General features: G+C 67.3%; 16 protein-coding genes. 8 read left to right on the top strand and 8 right to left on the bottom strand.

Translation table 11 applies throughout. From position 1 onward, the window contains the following. Positions 1–48: 48 nt before the first annotated feature. The 3 genes from yajC to queA form a co-directional block, all read right to left on the bottom strand. Positions 49–393, bottom strand: a complete 345-nt coding sequence (yajC, locus tag M2299_RS09900) for a preprotein translocase subunit YajC (protein WP_025875124.1) — start codon at positions 391–393, stop codon at positions 49–51. 136 nt (positions 394–529) lie between these two features. Next, positions 530–1,660: a tRNA guanosine(34) transglycosylase Tgt gene (tgt, locus tag M2299_RS09895; RefSeq protein WP_025875126.1), complete on the bottom strand. Its 1,131-nt coding sequence runs from the start codon at positions 1,658–1,660 to the stop codon at positions 530–532. A 136-nt stretch (positions 1,661–1,796) separates the two neighbouring features. Next, positions 1,797–2,864, bottom strand: coding sequence for a tRNA preQ1(34) S-adenosylmethionine ribosyltransferase-isomerase QueA (queA, locus tag M2299_RS09890; RefSeq protein ID WP_093819902.1), 1,068 nt, complete (start codon positions 2,862–2,864; stop codon positions 1,797–1,799). A gap of 210 nt (positions 2,865–3,074) precedes the next feature. Here queA and M2299_RS09885 point away from each other — a divergent pair, with 210 nt between their 5' ends. Both M2299_RS09885 and M2299_RS09880 read left to right on the top strand, forming a co-directional pair. Further along, positions 3,075–4,571, top strand: a complete 1,497-nt coding sequence (locus M2299_RS09885; protein WP_263929354.1) for an aminotransferase class III-fold pyridoxal phosphate-dependent enzyme — start codon at positions 3,075–3,077, stop codon at positions 4,569–4,571. A 194-nt stretch (positions 4,572–4,765) separates the two neighbouring features. Beyond that, positions 4,766–5,359 carry a TIGR00730 family Rossman fold protein gene (locus M2299_RS09880; protein ID WP_025875132.1) on the top strand — a complete coding sequence of 198 codons (594 nt, stop codon included), beginning with the start codon at positions 4,766–4,768 and terminating at the stop codon, positions 5,357–5,359. A gap of 19 nt (positions 5,360–5,378) precedes the next feature. Here the strand turns inward: M2299_RS09880 and M2299_RS09875 are convergent, their stop codons facing one another. Beyond that, positions 5,379–8,225 carry an EAL domain-containing protein gene (locus tag M2299_RS09875; protein ID WP_099783659.1) on the bottom strand — a complete coding sequence of 949 codons (2,847 nt, stop codon included), beginning with the start codon at positions 8,223–8,225 and terminating at the stop codon, positions 5,379–5,381. A 247-nt stretch (positions 8,226–8,472) separates the two neighbouring features. On the opposite strand from M2299_RS09875, the gene M2299_RS09870 reads away from it, so the two are divergent. The 5 genes from M2299_RS09870 to M2299_RS09850 all read left to right on the top strand — a co-directional run bounded on the left by M2299_RS09870 (position 8,473) and on the right by M2299_RS09850 (position 12,636). Next, positions 8,473–8,991 carry an RNA polymerase sigma factor gene (locus M2299_RS09870; protein ID WP_229291374.1) on the top strand — a complete coding sequence of 173 codons (519 nt, stop codon included), beginning with the start codon at positions 8,473–8,475 and terminating at the stop codon, positions 8,989–8,991. Further along, positions 8,988–9,971 carry a hypothetical protein gene (locus M2299_RS09865; protein WP_280884272.1) on the top strand — a complete coding sequence of 328 codons (984 nt, stop codon included), beginning with the start codon at positions 8,988–8,990 and terminating at the stop codon, positions 9,969–9,971. Before M2299_RS09870 ends, M2299_RS09865 begins: the two co-directional genes overlap by 4 nt. A gap of 34 nt (positions 9,972–10,005) precedes the next feature. After that, positions 10,006–10,602, top strand: coding sequence for a YigZ family protein (locus M2299_RS09860; protein ID WP_223485143.1), 597 nt, complete (start codon positions 10,006–10,008; stop codon positions 10,600–10,602). Next, positions 10,595–12,373, top strand: coding sequence for an ABC transporter transmembrane domain-containing protein (locus M2299_RS09855; protein WP_099783653.1), 1,779 nt, complete (start codon positions 10,595–10,597; stop codon positions 12,371–12,373). Before M2299_RS09860 ends, M2299_RS09855 begins: the two co-directional genes overlap by 8 nt. A 68-nt stretch (positions 12,374–12,441) precedes the next feature. Next, entirely contained in the window at positions 12,442–12,636 is a 195-nt protein-coding gene (locus M2299_RS09850) for a hypothetical protein (RefSeq protein WP_025875144.1), read from the top strand. A 168-nt stretch (positions 12,637–12,804) separates the two neighbouring features. Here M2299_RS09850 and M2299_RS09845 read toward each other — a convergent pair whose 3' ends face one another. The 3 genes from M2299_RS09845 to M2299_RS09835 form a co-directional block, all read right to left on the bottom strand. Then, positions 12,805–13,929, bottom strand: a complete 1,125-nt coding sequence (locus M2299_RS09845; RefSeq protein ID WP_280884271.1) for a prephenate dehydrogenase — start codon at positions 13,927–13,929, stop codon at positions 12,805–12,807. Continuing rightward, the gene (pdxY, locus tag M2299_RS09840) at positions 13,926–14,834 is read right to left on the bottom strand and encodes a pyridoxal kinase (protein ID WP_059063846.1); all 909 of its coding nucleotides are present in this window, start codon (positions 14,832–14,834) and stop codon (positions 13,926–13,928) included. Before pdxY ends, M2299_RS09845 begins: the two co-directional genes overlap by 4 nt. 586 nt (positions 14,835–15,420) lie before the next feature. Next, positions 15,421–16,620 (bottom strand): MFS transporter, encoded by a 1,200-nt coding sequence (locus tag M2299_RS09835; protein WP_218789118.1) that lies wholly within the window; start codon positions 16,618–16,620, stop codon positions 15,421–15,423. A 73-nt stretch (positions 16,621–16,693) separates the two neighbouring features. On the opposite strand from M2299_RS09835, the gene M2299_RS09830 reads away from it, so the two are divergent. Further along, positions 16,694–17,491, top strand: a complete 798-nt coding sequence (locus tag M2299_RS09830) for a helix-turn-helix transcriptional regulator (RefSeq protein ID WP_280884270.1) — start codon at positions 16,694–16,696, stop codon at positions 17,489–17,491. Between the two features lie 99 nt (positions 17,492–17,590). Here M2299_RS09830 and dnaJ read toward each other — a convergent pair whose 3' ends face one another. Next, the gene (gene dnaJ, locus M2299_RS09825) at positions 17,591–18,724 is read right to left on the bottom strand and encodes a molecular chaperone DnaJ (RefSeq protein WP_025878872.1); all 1,134 of its coding nucleotides are present in this window, start codon (positions 18,722–18,724) and stop codon (positions 17,591–17,593) included. Positions 18,725–18,814 lie beyond the last annotated feature (90 nt).

The following is an 18,814-nucleotide window of genomic DNA, read 5'->3' as shown; positions in this document are numbered from 1 at the left end:
CGCGGCGCCATCCCCGGCGCCGCGGTTGTGCTTCAGAAAGGGAGTGGCTTACTTGGCCGAATCCAGGGTGCCGGTCGGCAGCACGCTGCCGACAGCGCCCTTCTGCACGCGGATGCGCACGTTCTCGGCCACTTCGACGGTGACGAAGTTGTCGCCGATATCGGTGACCTTGCCGGCGATGCCGCCGTTGGTCAGCACTTCGTCGCCGCGCTTGATCTTCTCCAGCATGGCCTTGTGCTCCTTCTGCCGCTTCATCTGCGGGCGGATCATCAGGAAGTACATGATGGCGATCAGGATGATCGGGAACAGCAGCGTGGTCAGGCCCATGCCCTGCGGTTGGCCGCCAGCGGCCTGGGCGTGGGCGGCGGGAATCAGGAAGGCAAGCAGGTTCATCGTTGGTCCTTTGGTTGGGCGGCGCTTCGGCCGTTTCACGGGCACGAGGTGTCGACCGCGGATCTGGGTCAGCCTTGAAGTATGCCACGGCCCCGGGCGTTCGTCCTTGGGCCGTTTGGCAGGGGGTGCTGCGGGTTTACAGGGGCGGCGCTACCGCCCCGCGTGCTGCGTAGAAGGACTCGCGGAAGGCCAGGAAGGTTCCCGCCTCGATGGCTGCGCGGATGTCGGCCATCAGCTTTTCGTAATAGAAGAGGTTGTGCTGGGTGCCCAGCATCGGCGCCAGCATCTCGTTGCAGCGGTCCAGATGGCGCAGGTACGAGCGGGTATAGCCGCCGGCACAGGCCACGCAGCCACAGCCCGGCTCGATCGGGTCCATGTCCCGCGCGTACTGCGAATTGCGGATGCGGACGGTGCCGAACGAGGTGAAATAGTGGCCGTTGCGCGCGTTCCGGGTCGGCATCACGCAATCGAACATGTCCACGCCACGGGCGACACCCTCGACCAGGTCTTCAGGGCGGCCAACGCCCATCAGGTAGCGCGGACGGTCGGCCGGCAGCTCCGGATCCAGATGGTCGAGCATGGCGTTGCGCTCGTCTTCCGGCTCGCCCACGGCCAGGCCGCCAATGGCATAGCCGTCGAAGCCGATCCCCTGCAGGGCCTCGGCCGAACGGCTGCGCAGGTCGGTGTGCACCCCGCCCTGGACAATGCCGAACAGGGCCGCATCGTTGCCCAGCTCGTCATGCGCGTTGCGGCTGCGCTGGGCCCAGCGCAGGCTCAGTTCCATCGACCGGCGGGCGACGTCCTCGGTGGCCGGGTACGGCGTGCACTCGTCGAAGATCATCACCACGTCCGAATCGAGCACCTTCTGGATCTTCATGCTCTCCTCCGGGCCCAGGAACACCCGGGCACCGTCGGTCGGCGAGGCGAAGGTCACGCCCTGCTCGGTGATCTTGCGGCGGTGGGCCAGCGAGAACACCTGGAAGCCGCCGGAGTCGGTCAGGATCGGGCCATCCCAGCGGCAGAAGCCATGCAGGCCGCCGTGGTCGGCGATGATGTCCAGGCCCGGCCGCAGGTACAGGTGGAAGGTGTTGCCGAGAATGATCTCGGCGCCCAGCGCACGCACCTGGTCCGGCAGGATGCCCTTGACCGAGCCATAGGTCCCCACCGGCATGAAGGCCGGCGTTTCCACCGTGCCACGCGGGAAGGTCAGGCGGCCACGGCGGGCGCGGCCATCACGGGTCTGGAGCTGGAACTGCAATCGGGACATGGAGCGGTCGTTCGGGCAAATAGTCGCCCATTGTCTCCCAAAACCGCCTTTCCTGCTCCGGTAGCGCCGGGCCATGCCCGGCGGATGCCCCGCACCTGCGCCCCGCCGGGCATGGCCCGGCGCTCCCCACCTCGCCCTACCCCGCCTGCGGGAACAGCAGCATCGCGTCGCCGTAGCTGAAGAAGCGGTAGCGCTGCTCGATCGCGTGCTGGTAAGCCTCGAACACGCGCTCCTTGCCGGCAAACGCCGAGATCATCATCAGCAGCGTGCTTTCGGGCAGGTGGAAATTGGTCACCATCGCGTCGACGCTGCGGATCCGGTAGCCGGGGGTGATGAAGATCTGCGTTTCGCCCGCGAACGGCAGCAACTCCCCCTCACGCATCGCACTTTCCAGCGCGCGCACCACCGTCGTGCCGACGCCGATCACCCGGCCACCGGCCGCACGCGTGCGTCGCACCTGCTGCACCAGCTCGGCACCGACGTTCAGCCACTCGCGGTGCATGACGTGGTCCTTCAGGTCGTCGGCGCGCACCGGCTGGAACGTGCCTGCGCCCACGTGCAGGGTGACGTGGCCGAAATCCACGCCCTTGTCCTTCAGTGCTGCCAGCAGCGCCTCATCGAAGTGCAGGCCTGCGGTCGGTGCCGCCACGGCGCCCACTTCGCGCGCGAACACGGTCTGGTAGCGCTCGCGGTCGTCCACTCCGGGCTCGCGCTGGATGTAGGGCGGCAACGGCAGCCGGCCGGCGTGCAGCAGCCACTGCTCCAGCGATTCCGGCACATGGAACTGCAGCACGTAGAACTCGCCGTCGCGCCCCAGCACTTCGGCTTCGCCACCGGCATCCAGGGCGATGCGGCTGCCGGCCTTCGGCGACTTGCTGGCACCAACCTGGGCCCGGGCCTGCTGGCCGCCGAGCAGCCGCTCGATCAGGATTTCCACGCGGCCACCGCTGGCCTTCTGCCCGAACAGGCGCGCCGGAATCACCCGGGTGTCGTTGAACACCAGCAGATCGCCCGGTTGCAGCAGCGATGGCAGGTCGCGCACCTGCAGGTCGGTGAAGGCAGCCGGCGCCGGCGGCACCAGCAGCAGGCGGCTCGCCGAGCGTTCGGCCAAGGGGGCCTGGGCGATCAGTTCGGCCGGCAGTTCGTAATGGAAATCGGACTTCTTCAAGGCAGTGGACGGCAACAGGTCGACAATGGCGCGCATTGTACGTCCAGCGTCTGCGAGCCGGCACGAGCGAGGCCGAACGTCGCGCAAAATGCTGCTATGCAGCAGTCTTTTGCGGGGTTATCGCGCAAAAAAACAAGTGCTAGCATCGACGAGGAAGTCCGCTGCACGAGCCCGCCCCAAGCGCGCGTGAAGACGCGCGTTTTGCTTTTGAAGGCCCGTGCGACCCAACGTTTCAGGAGATCTGCAATGAGCTTCATCGAACGCCTCGCCCCCCTCCGCACCCAGCCCGGCACCCGCCTCACCAACGGCCTGGATGACGCAACCCTGACCGCCCTCGCCGCCAACCATCCGCAGCTGGTCGCCGCGGTCGATGCCGCTGCTGCCGAATTCGCGCGCGTGCAGGCTGAGCTGGGGCCGCTGCTGGCACAGGATGAGCAGGCGCAGATCGATGCCATGCAGGACGGCTTCGTCAATTTCTACGCCGATGATGCGGTGACCCCGTACGTGGCGCTGGCCGCGCGTGGTCCGTGGGTGGTCACCCTGAAAGGCGCGGTGCTGTACGACGCCGGCGGCTACGGCATGCTGGGCTTCGGCCACACCCCGGACGCCGTCATGGAGGCGATGTCACGGCCGCAGGTGATGGCCAACATCATGACCCCCAGCCTGTCCCAGCAGCGCTTCATCACCGCGCTGCGGGCCGAGATCGGCCACCGTCGTGGCGGCTGCCCGTTCACGCGCTTCATGTGCCTGAATTCCGGCTCTGAAGCGGTTGGCCTGGCCGCGCGCATCGCCGATGTCAACGCCAAGCTGCAGACCGACCCGGGTGCCCGCCATGCCGGTGCGGCAATCAAGCGCGTAGTCATCAAGGGCAGCTTCCACGGCCGCACCGACCGACCGGCGCTGTATTCCGATTCCAGCCGCAAGACCTACATGCAGCATCTGGCCAGCTACCGTGGCGAGGAGTCGGTGATCACCGTCGCCCCGTACGACGAGGCCGGCCTGCGCAAGGTGTTCGAGGATGCCGCGCACAACAACTGGTTCATCGAAGCGGTGTTCCTGGAGCCGGTGATGGGCGAAGGTGACCCGGGCCGCTCCGTGCCGCCGGCGTTCTATGCGCTGGCCCGCGAACTGACCCGCGCCCACGGCAGCCTGCTGCTGCTGGACTCGATCCAGGCCGGCCTGCGCGCCCATGGCGTGCTGTCGGTGGTCGACTATCCGGGCTTCGAAGGCCTGGACGCGCCGGACATGGAAACCTACTCCAAGGCACTGAACGCCGCGCAGTATCCGCTGTCGGTGCTGGCCGTGACCGAGCACGCCGCGCAGCTGTACCGCAAGGGCATCTACGGCAACACCATGACCAGCAACCCGCGTGCGCTGGACGTGGCCTGCGCCACCCTGGCCCAGTTGACCCCGCAGGTCCGCGCCAACATCGCCGAGCGCGGTGCCGAGGCCGTGCGCAAGCTGGAGCAGCTGAAGAACGAACTGGGCGGCCTGATCACCAAGGTGCAGGGCACCGGCCTGCTGTTCTCCTGCGAACTGGCCCCGCAGTTCAAGTGCTATGGCGCCAATTCCACCGAGGAATGGCTGCGCCAGCACGGCATCAACGTGATCCATGGTGGCGAGAACTCGCTGCGCTTCACCCCGCACTTCGGCATGGACAGCAGCGAGCTGGACCTGCTGGTAGGCATGGTGGGCCGTGCGCTGCGTGAAGGGCCGCGCCGCGAACAGGCGGCCGCTGCGTAATCCCAGACCCTCGTAGAGCCGGGCGCTGCCCGGCTGAAGGGCTAGCCCTGATCTGAACGAAATATCGCCGGGCAAAGCCCGGCGCTACAGAGAACAACGGCAAAGCCTCATAATTGCCCGGACACCCCGCCCTGCGACCGGCTTCACTGGTTGACCGCGGGGCGTTTTCGTTTCCGGCCAAGACAGGAAGATCCATGAAGTCGATCTGTGTGTACTGCGGTTCCAACGCTGGCAGCAAGCCGGTCTACACCGAACGCGCCATCGCGCTGGGCGATCGCATCGCCCGCGACGGCATGCGCCTGGTGTACGGCGGCGGCAATGTCGGCCTGATGGGTACCGTGGCCAATGCCGTGCTCGCCGCCGGCGGTGAGGTCACCGGCGTGATTCCGCGCCAGCTGGCCGACTGGGAAGTGGCCCATCGCGGCCTGACCGAACTGGAGATCGTCGGTTCGATGCATGAGCGCAAGTCGCGCATGTTCGATCTGTCCGATGGCTTCGTCGCCCTGCCCGGCGGCTTCGGCACCATGGAAGAGATCTTCGAGATGCTGACCTGGCGCCAGCTCGGCATCGGCAACAAGCCCTGCGCGTTCCTTGATGTGGACGGCTTCTATGCGCCGTTGATCGGCATGATCGATCGCATGGTGGAAGAGCGCTTCCTGCACCCCGAGCAGCGCCAGGACCTGTGGTACGGCTCGGACATCGAGGAGATGCTGGCCTGGATGAAGAACTACCAGCCGGCCCAGGCCTCGAAGTGGATCGACGAGAAGCGCCGCGCGGCGCTGCGTTGAAGATTACGTGCGCGGTGGCTCAGGCTGCCGCGCGCGTCCACGGTGCCGGCCGGCCCAGCAGGTAGCCCTGGCCGTAGTCGCAGCCGAGCTCGAACAGCGTGTCACGCTGCGCCTCGGTCTCGATGCCTTCGCCGATCGTCTCGATGCCCAGCGTGCGTGCCAGTGACAGCACGCCTTCGACCAGCGCGCGCGTGCTCTGTGCCTCCGGGCCGTGCAGGCCGGCAATGAAGCTCTGGTCGATCTTCAACGTGCTGATCGGGAAACGGTGCAGGTAGGACAGCGCCGAGAAACCCGTTCCGAAATCATCCAGCTGCACCTGGATGCCACGTTCACGCAGGCCCTTCAGGATGCGCAGCGTGTGTGGACCGTCGTCGAGCAGCGCCACCTCGGTGATTTCCAGGCGCAGCCGCCGCGGGTCCGCGTTGCTCGCCTCCAGCAGGCCATACAGGCGCCCGCTGAACTCGGCGGAGCGGAAATGCCGTGGCGACACGTTGACCGACACATAGCCACGCCCGCCGTCGGCAAGGCCGGCAATGACCTGCTCATAGATCAGCCAGTCGACCTGTTCGATCAGGCCACTTTCCTCGCCCAGTTCCAGGAACGCGCCTGGCAGCAGCAGTCCACGGCGCTCGTGCTTCCAGCGCAGCAGGGCCTCGTGGCCGACCACCTCGCCGTCGGAGAGGCGCACGATCGGCTGGTAGAACGGCACGAAATCACGGTTGTTGATCGCCCGCCGCAGGTCGGCCTCGAGATCCAGGCTGCGCAGCGCCTGCTCGCGCATCTCCTCATCGAAGATCGAGCAGCGGTCGTGGCCCTGGGCCTTGGCCCGGTACATCGCCGCATCGGCGTCGCGCAGCAGTTCCTCGCCGGTGCGATAGCGCTGGTTCCACAAGGCGATGCCCAGGCTGCCGGAGGGGAACAGCTCGCGACCGGCGATCCACATCGATTCCTGCAGCGCCAGCAACAGCCGCTGGCCGAAATCCAGCGCCTGCGCCAGGCCCTCCGGACAGTGCAGCAGCACGGCGAACTCATCACCGCCCAGGCGCGCCACCACATCATTGTCGCCGGCCATGGACACGATGCGCTTGGCTACTTCCACCAGCATGCGATCGCCGGCGGCGTGACCGATGCTGTCGTTGACCAGCTTGAAGCGGTCAAGGTCCAGGAACAGCACCGCGAACACCGGGCCACCTTCGCGCCGGGCCAGCGCCAGCGCATCCTGCAGCCTGTCCAGCAGGTGCAGGCGATTGGGCAGTCCGGTCAGCGCGTCGTGCATCGCCTGGTGGGTCAGTCGCTGCTCGGCGCGCAGGCGCTCGCCGATCTGGCCCAGCAGCTTTTCGTTCACCTCGCCCAGCTCGCGGGTGCGCTCCTCCACCCGCTTTTCCAGCTCGGCATGCGCCGAGCGCAGTCGTTGCTGATCGCGCTGGCGCGCAAGACCGGTGCCGATGTTCTGCGCAACGAAGATCAGCAGGCGCTGGTCATGCACGCTGAAGGCGATCTGCTCGGTGTAACTCTGCACCACGATCGCACCGACCACTTCGTCGTCGCGCAGCAACGGCACGCCGAGCCAGCACTGCGAACGTGCGCCGGATTCGCGCACCTCGCCGGTTTCCAGCAGCGCATCGATCTGCGCACGCGAGGCCAGCAGGGGCCGACGATGGCGGACTACGTACTCGGTCAGGCCACGACTGAACGCGCGCGGTGCACGACTCGCGTTGTGCTCGTCGACCGAGTAGACGAAATCCAGCCCATCGCCCTCGGCATTGACCAGCGCGATATAGAAGTTGCGCGCATCCAGCAAGCGCCCGACCACGCCGTGTACCTGCCCGTAGAACTGCGCCAGGCTGTCGGCCGACATCGCCATTTCGGCGATGTTGTACAGCGCTGTCTGCAACTGCTCGGCGCGGCGGCGCTCGGCCACTTCATCCTGCAGGCTGAGATTGGCGCGCTGCAGTTCCTGCGTGCGCCGTTCCACCTGCTGCTCCAGCCGCACCTGCGCCTGGCGGCGGTCCATGGCGGTCTGCACGTGCTGGGCCACAAAACCCAGCAGGGCCCGTTCGGCCTCGCCGTAGCGGTCGGCATGCTCGTAGCTCTGCACCACGATCGCACCACACACGCGGCCATCGCGCAGCATCGGCACGCCCAGCCAGTCCAGGCTCTCCGGGCCGCGCTGCGGGTCGTGCTCCTGGTCTACCCGCGCCAGCAGTTCGCGCGAAGGCCCGCTCAACGGCCGGCCATGCCGCAGCAGCGCTACTGTCAGGCTGCGCGGCATCTGGTCGATGTCGTAGCCCTGCGCCGGATCGGCGACGAAGTCATCGACCTGGTCGGCGAAGTACAGGAAGCGGATCTGCCGGCGGGCATCGTCATACTCGACGATGTAGCAGTTCTGCGCGTACATCAGCGTGCCCAGCACGCCATGCACGTGGCGCAGCATCTCGCTCATTTCCAGGTCCGCACCGGCCAGGTCGGCAATCTGGAACAGGGCCTGCTGCAACCGCTCAGCTTCTTCCAGCGCCTTGATCTGCCCCGCCTGGCGGCCCCGCTGCAGGGCCAGCTCCATGGCCTGCCGGGCCAGCCCCCACCAAGCCGGGGAAGGCGTCGCGCCGCGTACCGACAGCAGCAGCCGGGCGCCGTCGTATTCCCAGCCGTGGCGGCCTTCAGCGTGGTCGGCCAGCGGCTGCCAGATGTCCTCCTCGCCACCGCCGATCGGCCAACCGCCCTGCCCGCTGCCGAGCTGCGGATCGTCCCAGCCGACGCGCACGATCGCCGTTTCCGGCAGCAGCGCATGCAGCGCGCGCACCAGCGCTGCGCTCAGCACAGGCTCGTTGTTTGACGCTTCCAGCGCGCGGTCGGCTTCGGTGGACAAATGACGTTCTCTTGGCGCCGCCTGAGCGCCGCCTCCCCTGAATTACCGAGCATAACGCGCCACCCGGGGGGCAATGGAAGCCCGGCAACCCCGAAACGTGCCCTCGGGCGTTTTTCCTGTTGATGCCCTCCCGGTTCCTGCCGTGACTGTCGCCCTGTCCCACCCCATCGCTGTCTATGCGCCACCGCCTGCAGGGCTTACCCTGTACGGCGTGGATGCCAGCGCCCTGCCAACCGATGAAGCCTTGATGCTGGCCTGGGCCGCCGGTGAAGTACACGCGTTCGAAAGCCTGTATGCCCGTCATCGCAAGCGCCTGTTCGGCTTCCTGCTGCGGCAGCTGCGCGACACCGCGCTTGCCGAGGAGATGTTCCAGGACGTCTGGCAGCGGGTGATCAGCGCGCGTGCAGGCTGGCAGGCCGATGCCGCCTTCAGCACCTGGCTGTTCCGCATCGCCCACAACCGCCTGAACGACCACTGGCGCGCCGCCCGCCATCGCCCCCCTGCACCGGCCGATGCCGATCTGCGCCTGGCCGCGCTGGAAGATGGGCAGACACCGGAAGCGGAATTGTCCGAATTCGAGCAACGTCGCCGCATCCAGCTGGCGATGGAAGAACTGCCCGCAGAACAGCGCGAAGTGCTGCAGCTGCGGCTGGAACAGGAACTGAGCCTGGAGGAGATCGGCCAGATCACCGGCGTTGGCCGGGAAACCGTGAAATCGCGGCTGCGCTATGCGATGGACAAGCTGCGTGCGGGACTGAACGCATGAACCGAGACGATGCACTGACGCCGGAAGAACGCGAACTGGCACGCCTGCTTGGGCGCCGCACCGAACAGGGCCCTCCGCCGGCACTGGACGCGGCGATCCTCGCCGCTGCGCGTGCGGCCGTGGAGACGCCAGCACGCGAGGCGGCCCCAGCGCCGGTGGCACCGCGCACGCTGCGCCCGCGCCGCCGCTGGCCGGCCGTGTTCGGCGTGGCCGCATCGGCGGTGTTCGCCGTTGGCATCGCCTGGCAGATGCGTCCAGAGCCGCCCTCGGCCCCGGCCGAGGCAGTTGCCACCGCGCCGGCTGCACAGGAAGTGGCGGCCGATGCGAGCGCCGAAGGCATGGCCTACGACAGCGCGGCCGCCGATGTCGCTGCTACCGAAGCCGTACAGCTACCCGCACCGGCCGCAGCACCGGCACCTGCGGCGGCCAAGGCAGCACCGGCACCGGCACCGACCATCGCGGAGGCGGTGAAACCCGCGCCTGCCGCACCCCGGCAGGCACCTGCTCCGATGATGGCGCCGGCACCGCCACCTGCGCCTGCAGCCGACACAGCGTTTGCGCCGCCTCCGATGCCAGCGGCAGCGCCCCCCGCGGCCGAAGCCTATTCGGCACCTGCGCCTGCGGCCCCTGCCGCGACGATGAGGGCGCGCAAGGCCACTGCGGCGGCGGCCGAATCAATGTCCTCCGAACAGGCCACGGCCGAAGACCGCGTCGCGCTCACCGCGGCCAAGCAGGACGCGGCCGGCAGAACCGCGCCTGGCGTCATGCGCCGCGCAAGCGACGCGAACCTCAGCGCGGACGCGGTTCAGGCCGAAGTGCAGGCCGATGCCCGGCTGCCACGCCGGCAATGGCTGCAGAAGATCCGCGAGCGCCGCGACGCCGGCCAGCGCGACCTGGCCCGGGCGAGCCTGGAGCGTTATCTGCAGACCTATCCAGAGGCACGCCTGCCAAAGGATGTGCGGCCGTTGCTGGACGACTGAAGCAGGTCGGCGGCAAGCCCGTAGAATGGAGGGAATGCCCGATACCCTCGCCCAACCGGTCAACCACACCCTGGACGTCAAGCACAGCCGCTTCATCGCGCATGCCGCGCCGATCGAGAGCGCGTCTGCGGCGATGGCATTTCTACAGGAGGTGTCGGTAGCCGATGCGACCCACAACTGCTGGGCCTACCGGCACGGCCAGGACTATCGCTCCAGCGACGACGGCGAGCCCGCCGGCACCGCGGGCCGCCCGATCCTGGCCGCCATCGATGGCCAGGGATTCGACCGGGTGATGGTGGTGGTCACCCGCTGGTTCGGCGGCATCAAGCTGGGCGCCGGTGGCCTGGTCCGTGCTTACGGCGGCGCCGCTGCCGAATGCCTGCGCACCGCGCCGCGCCTGCCACTGGTGGCGATGGCGCGGCTGCAGCTGGTGGCTGGATTCGAGGACCTGGGCGCGCTGCATGCGGCCCTGCCGGCCCACGCGGCCGAAAAGCGCGATGAACAGTTCGATGCCAATGGCGTGAGATTGCGGGTGGAATTGCCCGCAGAGCAGGTCGACGCATTGAAAATCCGCCTGCGCGACGCCACCCGTGATCGTATCCGTATCCAAGATGACCCCCTCGATGACTGACAAGGACGCACCGGCGACCGACCCGGCCTCCCCGCCGCTGCGCCGCCTCGGCAGCCTGCGCACACTGTGGCCGTTCGTGCGCCGGCACAGCGGATTGTTCAGCGCCTGGCTGCTGGCCCTGGCCGTTTCTTCGGCAGCGACCCTGAGCCTGCCGCCGGCGGTGAAGCAGATGATCGACCACGGCTTCAGCAGCGGGGGCCAGATCAACCGTGCCTTTGCTCTGCTGATGCTGGTCGCTGTGGTGCTGGCGTTGGCGACGGCGGCGCGCTTCTACTTTGTTTCGCTGCTCGGCGAGAAGGTCGTGGCGGATCTGCGCAGCCGGCTGTACGCGCACCTGATCCAGCTCGGCGCCGGCTTCCACGACCGCAGCCGCAGCGGCGAGCTGGTTTCGCGCCTGACCGCCGACAGCGAACTGCTGCGCAGCGTGGTCGGCTCGACCATGTCCGTGGCGCTGCGCAGCAGTGTCACCGTGGTCGGCAGCCTGGCGATGCTGTTCGTCACCAGTCCGCGGCTGGCCGCCTGGTCGCTGCTCGGCATCCCGCTGGCAGTGCTGCCGATCATCATCGGCGCGCGCAAGCTGCGTACCATCGCGCGCAGCAGCCAGGACCGCATTGCCGATGCCAACAGCCTGGCCAGCGAAACGCTGGGCGCGGTGCGCACCGTGCAAGCGCATGCGCGCGAGCCCTATGAACGCGGCCGTTTCGACCATGCGCTGGGCGATGCGATCCGTGCCGCGCGCCGGCGCATCGGCGCGCAGTCGCTGGTGACCGCCAGCGCCATCCTACTGGTGTTCGGTGCGATTGTCGGGGTGTTGTGGCTGGGCGCGCACGACGTCATCGACGGGCGGCTCAGTGCCGGTACGTTGGGCCAGTTCGTGCTGTACGCACTGATCGGTGGTGGTTCGGTCGGTGCGCTGGCCGAAGTGTGGAACGAACTGCAGCGCGCATCCGGCGGCATGGGCCGCATCGGCGAGCTGTTGCAGGAAGACATCGAGATCCGTGCGCCGGCCAAGCCGCGTGCGCTGCCGCAGCCGCTGCGTGGCGAGATCCGTTTCGACGACGTGGTGTTCAACTACCCGCAGCGACCGGACCAGGCCGCGCTGGATCATTTCAACCTGCACGTGCGGCCGGGTGAAACCGTCGCCCTGGTCGGCCCATCAGGCGCCGGCAAGAGCACGGTGCTGTCGATGCTGCTGCGCTTCCACGATCCGGCAAGCGGCCGCATCTGCGTGGACGGCATCGATGTGCGCGAGGTCGATCCGGCCGAGCTTCGCGCGCAGCTGGCGCTGGTGCCGCAGCAGCCGACATTGTTCGCCGCCAGTGCACGCGACAACATCCGCTATGGTCGGCTGGAGGCCAGTGACGCCGAGGTGGAGGACGCAGCCCGTGCCGCCGAGGCCGACGCCTTCCTGCGTGCGCTGCCAGAGGGCTACGACAGCGAACTGGGCGAGCGCGGTGCCCGCCTGTCCGGTGGCCAGCAGCAGCGCGTGGCGATCGCCCGCGCCTTGCTGAAGGACGCACCGATCCTGCTGCTCGACGAAGCCACCAGCGCGCTGGATGCACAGAGCGAACATGGCGTGCAGCAGGCGCTGGAACGCCTGATGGCCGGGCGCACCACGGTGGTCATCGCCCATCGGCTGGCGACCGTGCTGAAGGCCGACCGCATCGTGGTGATGGACCATGGCCGTATCGTGGCCGAGGGCACGCATGCGGAGCTGCTGGCTGAAGGCGGCCTGTATGCGGAGCTTGCACGCCTGCAGTTCATCGATTGATGACGGCCGGCTAACACCGGCCGGATCACTCTGTCGGCGTAGCGAAGAACCACTGAAGGAGGCCAGGCATGTCGTTCCGTCAGTTCCCTGCTGTCGACAGCAATGGCGAAAGCCACATCATCATCGAGTTCAAGCCCGAGGCCAGCGGCAGTGGGCATGGCTCCGAAGCGACGCCGCGTTATGAGCTTGATGACGGCCGCCAGCTGGTGCGCAACGGCCGCGAGTTCACCACCAGCGGCGGTGAGGTCAGGTTGTCGATCTAGCGATCCACCGCAGAGCCGGGCATGCCCCGGCTCTACTGCTGTTCGGGACAGAAAAAAGGTTGGTCATTTTTTGACCAACCATCTTGACAGCCTTGCACGCCAAGGCCTGCCGCGGGTTATCCACATGTTTGCGCAGAAGCCATCCACACGCCCTGTGGATGAATGGCGTTACGCCAGCACCCGGCCGATCCCGCTGGCATCCACTTCGGCCGCGGCTGCCGCGATAGCCCTTGGCTCGCTCCCGGCCACGAAACCGATGCGGAAATGCACTTCGCCGGCAGGCGTGCGCGAGGAGTGGATCGAGGCGAGGCTGATGCCATGCTGCTCGAACACGTTCAGCAGCTCACGCAACGAACCGGCGCGGTCTTCAGGCAAATGTACCGACAGTGCATTGCGCTCGGTCAGGTCGGCCAGCAGATAGCCGACGCGCTCGAAGGTGTAGTTGCCCGCAGCCAGCGCCTGATCGCCGAAGGCACTCCTGTTGGCCTCCAGCAGGTGATCGCGGAACGCGCCCCGCGCATCATCGTCGCCCTGCCCCACCTGTACCTGCAGCGTCTGCAGCTGGCCGATCAGACGTTGCAGCATCGGCGCCACATAGGGATTGCCGAACTGGATGTCTTCGTAGATCGCCGGATTCAACGACAGGATGCGCGAGATGATCGCGGTATCCAGTTCGAACGAAGCCGATCGGTACGGCAGCATCGCCGCCAGCGTGCCCAGCTGCGGTTGGTATTCGCGCAGCACACCTGCCTGGGCCAGGTGCGTCGCATGCACCATCGCCTGCACCAGCGCCATCATCTGGTCGTGGTGCTGCGGCGTGGCCCGCACGCACTCAGCCTGCAGTGCCAGGCACAACGCGTCCACCCAGGGCCGCCAGTGCTGCAGTCGCGCCTCGCAGACCACCATTACCCTGCCTTTCAGGGTCGGCGCCTTTGGCGGCGCCGTCATCGGATGCAGGCCCACCACCTCGGCGCACGAGGCCAGCATCGCCTGCACCGGCGCTTCCTTCACCGAGGTCACGTCCAGCCACAAGCGGTCCTGCTCGCGGCCCGCCGACAGGCGCGCGTACTCGGCGATCAACGTGGACGTGTGCCGGATCGGTGCGGAGAACACCAGCACGTCGGCCTGTTCCAGCAACTGCTCCGGCGCATGCGAACCCGGATCGGCTGGATCGTGGCCGATCACGCGCACCTGCATGTGCTGTTCGAAGAACCGGGTCAGCCAGCGTCCATAGGCGCCGGCATTGCCGACGATGCCGACCGTGCGCGGCGTGCGTTCGTGCAGATCGCTCATGCCAGCCGTTCGGCGCGGAAGCGCATGCCGTCGGCCAGTGCCGCCGGTGCGGCCGCGATCACGTCGAACTCTTCGAAGCCGTGGGCCAGGGTCGCCTCCAGCGCCGCATGGGTGCCGGCGATGGCCCGCGAGATGGCCATCTGCATAGGCTCACCGCGCAGCAGGAAGGACACCATCAGCGACATCAGCACATCGCCGGTGCCTGCCACATCCACCGGCAGCAGCGGCGAGGTCCAGCGCCAGGTTTCCTCGCGACCCACAGCCAGCGTCACCAGTTCGCCCGGATTGCCGCCGACGCTGTGTGCCAGCACCCACTGCGGCCCCCGTGCCAGCAGCGCGCGCGAAGCAGCAATGGCATCGGCTTCGGCCAGCGCCGGCATGCCGGTCAGGCGACCGAGTTCGAAGGCATTCGGGGTAACCAGCCATGCATGCGGCAGCAGGCGCTCAGCGAAGATTGCTTCCAGTCCCGGCTCCACGTAGGGGCCAGTGTGGGTATCGCCGATCACCGGGTCCAGGCAGTAGCGCAGCTGCGGACATGCCGGCAGGATCTCGTCCAGCCAATCAGCAAAGGCCGCACCGTTGGCAGCGCTGCCGAAGTAACCGGAGACCAGCATCTTCGCCCGCTGCGGAAGACCCCGTTCATGCGTGCCGAGCAGCAGATCGGCAAACCAGTCGCTGGGCAGCACACGGCCACGGGTGGTCTCGTAGAACGGCGCATTGCTCAGCAGCGTGGTCGGGATCGAGGCCACGCGCACACCGAGCGCACGCATCGGGGGCAGCGCGGCGCTGTTGCCGGCATGGCCGTAGACCAGTTGTGATTGGACCGAAATGACATCGATCGGCGAAGGGCCGTCGGGCCGCTGGCGGCGGCCGTGGACCAGGTGGTTGTCGAGGGATTCGCTCATGCCCGCATTCTACGCCCAAGGGGGTTTTCGGCAGGGCTGCGCCCTGCACCTGCAGAGGCAACAGCCACAGCCAAAGCCGAGGCAACAGCAACAGCCGGCTCTGGCTTTTCTCTGGTTTGGCGGGGCGGCATGGGGCTGCAGGACACGCCGTAAACCCATCCATGGGGGCTCGATGGCGCCATCCATGGCGCCAACGGTCCTGCAGCCCCATACCGCCCCGCCCTCGACAGTTTCCCGGTGACAGATGGTGATGGAGCCACGACATGCGTGGATGAATCTCCATCGGAATCGAATATTTCGAATTCGAATCGAAGAGCATCCACGACGTGTCGACCAAGGTCGACACTCACCAACAGCAAGTCATGCCATCCCGACAGATTGCGGAGATCTGTCGAAGGCGGGGTGGGTCCGGTTGCGGGGGTGTCCGCGGCATGGATGCCGCGGCCAAGCCTCCAGGGATGGATTCACGGCGTCCCCCGCAACCGGACCCACCCCGCCATCCCACGAAATGCACGCTTTTGCCGTTGCCGTTGCCGTTGCTCTGGCATCTGCAGGTGCAGGGCGCAGCCCTGCCGAAGAACACCCCTCAGTGCGCAGCAGGCCTGGACGGCGGCAGCCAGGCCGCGACGATGCCCAGCAACGGCAGGAACGCGGTCAGCTGGTAGACGAATTCGATGCTGGTCTTGTCAGCCAGCAGACCGAGCACCGCTGCTCCGAGGCCGCCCATGCCGAAGGCAAAGCCAAAGAACAACCCGGACACCATGCCGATCCGGTGCGGCATCATTTCCTGCGCATAGACCACGATCGCCGAGAAGGCCGAAGACAGCACGAAGCCGATCAGCACCGCCAGCACCGTCGTCCACAACAGGTCGGCATGCGGCAGCATCAGCGCGAACGGTGCCACGCCCAGGATCGAGGCCCAGATGATCGGCTTGCGACCGATACGATCGCCCAGCGGCCCGCCGAAGAATCCACCCGCGGCGGACGCCACCAGGAAGGCGAACAGATGCAGCTGCGCCTGCGCCACCGGAATGCCGAAATGATGCATCAGGTAGAAGGTGAAGTAGCTGCCGATGCTGGCCATGTAGAAGTACTTGCTGAAGATCAGCACCAGCAGGATGGCCAGCACCCGGGCGATCGTGCGCGGCGGATGGCGCGCGGCAGTCACACCATGTGCTGCTGGCCGGGGCGCGCCAAGATGCAGCGAGTACCAGCGACCGACATAGGTCAGCAGGGCAATGCCGATCAACGCTGCACCGGCAAACCACGATGCGGCATGCTGGCCATAGGGCACGATCACCGCTGCGGCGATCAGCGGCCCCAGCGCCGTGCCGAAGTTGCCTCCCACCTGGAATACCGACTGCGCCAGGCCATGACGGCCGCCGGAGGCGAGGCGTGCGATGCGCGAGGCTTCCGGATGGAAGATGGCCGAACCGATACCGACCAGCGCGGCGGCCAGCAGCACCATCGCGTAGTTGGGCGCAAAGCCGAGCAGCAGCATGCCGCACAAGGTCGAGGCCATGCCGATCGGCAGCGAGTACGGGGCCGGCCGGCGGTCGGTGGCAAGGCCGACCAGCGGCTGGAAGATCGAGGCGGTGAGCTGGTAGGTCAGCGTGATCAGGCCGATCTGGGTGAAGCTGAGATTGAAGCCGCCCTTGATCACCGGATAGATGGCCAGGATCAGCGACTGCATCATGTCGTTGACCATGTGCGAGCTGGAGATTGCCGCCAGCACTCCGGGCGATACGGGGCGGGCGGATACGGCGGGAGAAGCCAGAGTCGACATTGCGCACGGTCAGGATGGGGGCGAGCCGTGCATGCTACGGTGGGCATCCGCTCCCTTCTGCCGCGTTCTGGTCATGGCCTATCGCAAAAAGGACACCCCCTGCCCCATCCGCGAAACCGCGCCGTGGAACGAGGTGCCGGTGCATCGCCCGGTCACCTGCCGCGCACGCGACTACCGCGCCGGCACCCACATCGCGGCGCACAAGCACCGGCGGCACCAGCTGGTCTATTCCATGTCCGGGCTGATGGTGGTGCGCTCGGAGGTCGGCCGCTGGGTGGTGCCCTCCACCCGCGCCATCTGGATGCCGGCGGGCATGGCGCATGCGGTGGACTGCATCGCCGAGGTGCACATGCGCAGCCTGTACATCGAACCGTCATTCGCCCCGCAGCTCCCCGCCGAGCCCTTCGCCGTGCAGGTTGCCCCCCTGCTGCGCGAACTGCTGCAGGCAGCCATCCTGATCGACGGGCCGCATGAAGAAGACAGCCGCGATGGCCGCGTGGTGCGGCTGATGCTCGACGAACTGCACCGCATGGACGTACTGCCGTTGCACCTGCCCGAGCCCGTCGACCCGCGCCTGCACAGGATCTGCCAACACATCCAGAAACATCCCGGCGACGAGGCGACCCTGCAGGACTGGGCGCAGGCGTTGGCGATCGACGTGAAAACCATCCAGCGCCACTTCGCCAGCGAACTGGGCATGACCTTCGGCCAGTGGCGGCAGCAGGCGCGCCTGCTGGCCGCGATGGAACGGCTGGCCCGCGGCGAAAAGGTGATCGATGTGGCGCTGGCGATGGGCTACGAGAGCCCCAGTGCCTTCACCAGCATGTTCAAACGGCAGCTGGGGCAGACGCCGGCGGCATTCTTCCGTTGATCCGTCGCACTGCGTCCACGCATGGCACGGATCTGCTGCGCCGGAAAAGAGAACGCCGGGCATGGCCCGGCGCTGTCGTTCAACATTTCCCTCAAGGGATCAGGACGTCATCCGATCCCAGAAGCCCTTGACGCCGTCGATGAAGGTCGCCGACTTCGGCGAATGCTTGCGCGCATCCTCGCCGTTGAAGGTGGCTTCAAACTGCTCCAGCAGTTTGCGCTGGTCGCTGGTGAGGTTGACCGGCGTCTCCACTACCACGCGGCAGTACAGGTCACCCTCGCTGCGGCTGCGCACCGAACGCACGCCCTTGCCGCGCAGGCGGAACAGCTTGCCGGTCTGGGTCTCGGCCGGGATACGGATTTCCGCTTCACCACCGAGGGTGGCCACGCGCACGGTATCGCCCAGTGCGGCCTGCGAAATGCGGATCGGCACTTCGCAGTGCAGGTCGTCACCGTCGCGCTGGAAGATGTGGTGCTCGCGCACGCGCACTTCCACGTACAGATCGCCCGGTGGCGTCCCCGCAGGGCCGGCCTCGCCCTCACCCGCCAGGCGGATGCGGTCGCCGGTATCCACGCCCGCCGGCACCTTCACCGACAGCACCTTGTCTTCTTCGACACGGCCGTTGCCGTGGCAGGTCTTGCAGGGCTTGGCGATGATCTGGCCACGGCCACCACAGTTGTGGCAGGCCTGCTGCATGGCGAAGATGCCGCGCTGGATGCGCACCTGGCCACGACCATGGCAGACGTTGCAGGTCTCGACCTTGCCGTCCTCCGAGCCGCTGCCATCGCAGTCGCCGCATTCGGCCAGGGTCGGAATCTCGATGCGACGCTCGACGCCACGCACCGCTTCTTCCAGGTCCAGCTCCATCACGTAACCGATGTCGGCGCCGCGACGCGCCTGGCGCGGGCCACCACCGCCGGCACCACCAAAGATGTTGCCGAAGATGTCGCCGAAAATATCGTTCATGTCCGGGCCGCCCGGACCACCGCCACCACCGCCCATGCCGTGTTCGAACGCGGCATGGCCATGGCTGTCGTACATGCGGCGCTTGTTGCCGTCGGACAGGACTTCGTAGGCTTCCTTGCACTCCTTGAAGGAGGCTTCGGCCGCCGCATCGCCCGGGTTGCGGTCCGGGTGGAACTTCATCGCGCAACGGCGGTAGGACTTCTTCAGTTCTTCGTCGGTGGCGGTGCGGGCAACGCCCAGCACTTCGTAGTAATCGCGCTTGCTCATATCGTGGATCGCATTCCGGAAAGTCGGGATTCGTCAAAGCGGAAGAGCGGAACCAGGTCCGCTCTTGCGTCGGGCGCCCCGACACGCCAG

The organism is Stenotrophomonas sp. 1278 (assembly GCF_029892765.1).
In the GTDB taxonomy this organism is placed as follows: Bacteria; Pseudomonadota; Gammaproteobacteria; order Xanthomonadales; family Xanthomonadaceae; genus Stenotrophomonas; species Stenotrophomonas indicatrix.
Note: the sequence above shows the minus strand (reverse complement) of the source record. Positions and strands in the feature narration are given on the sequence as shown.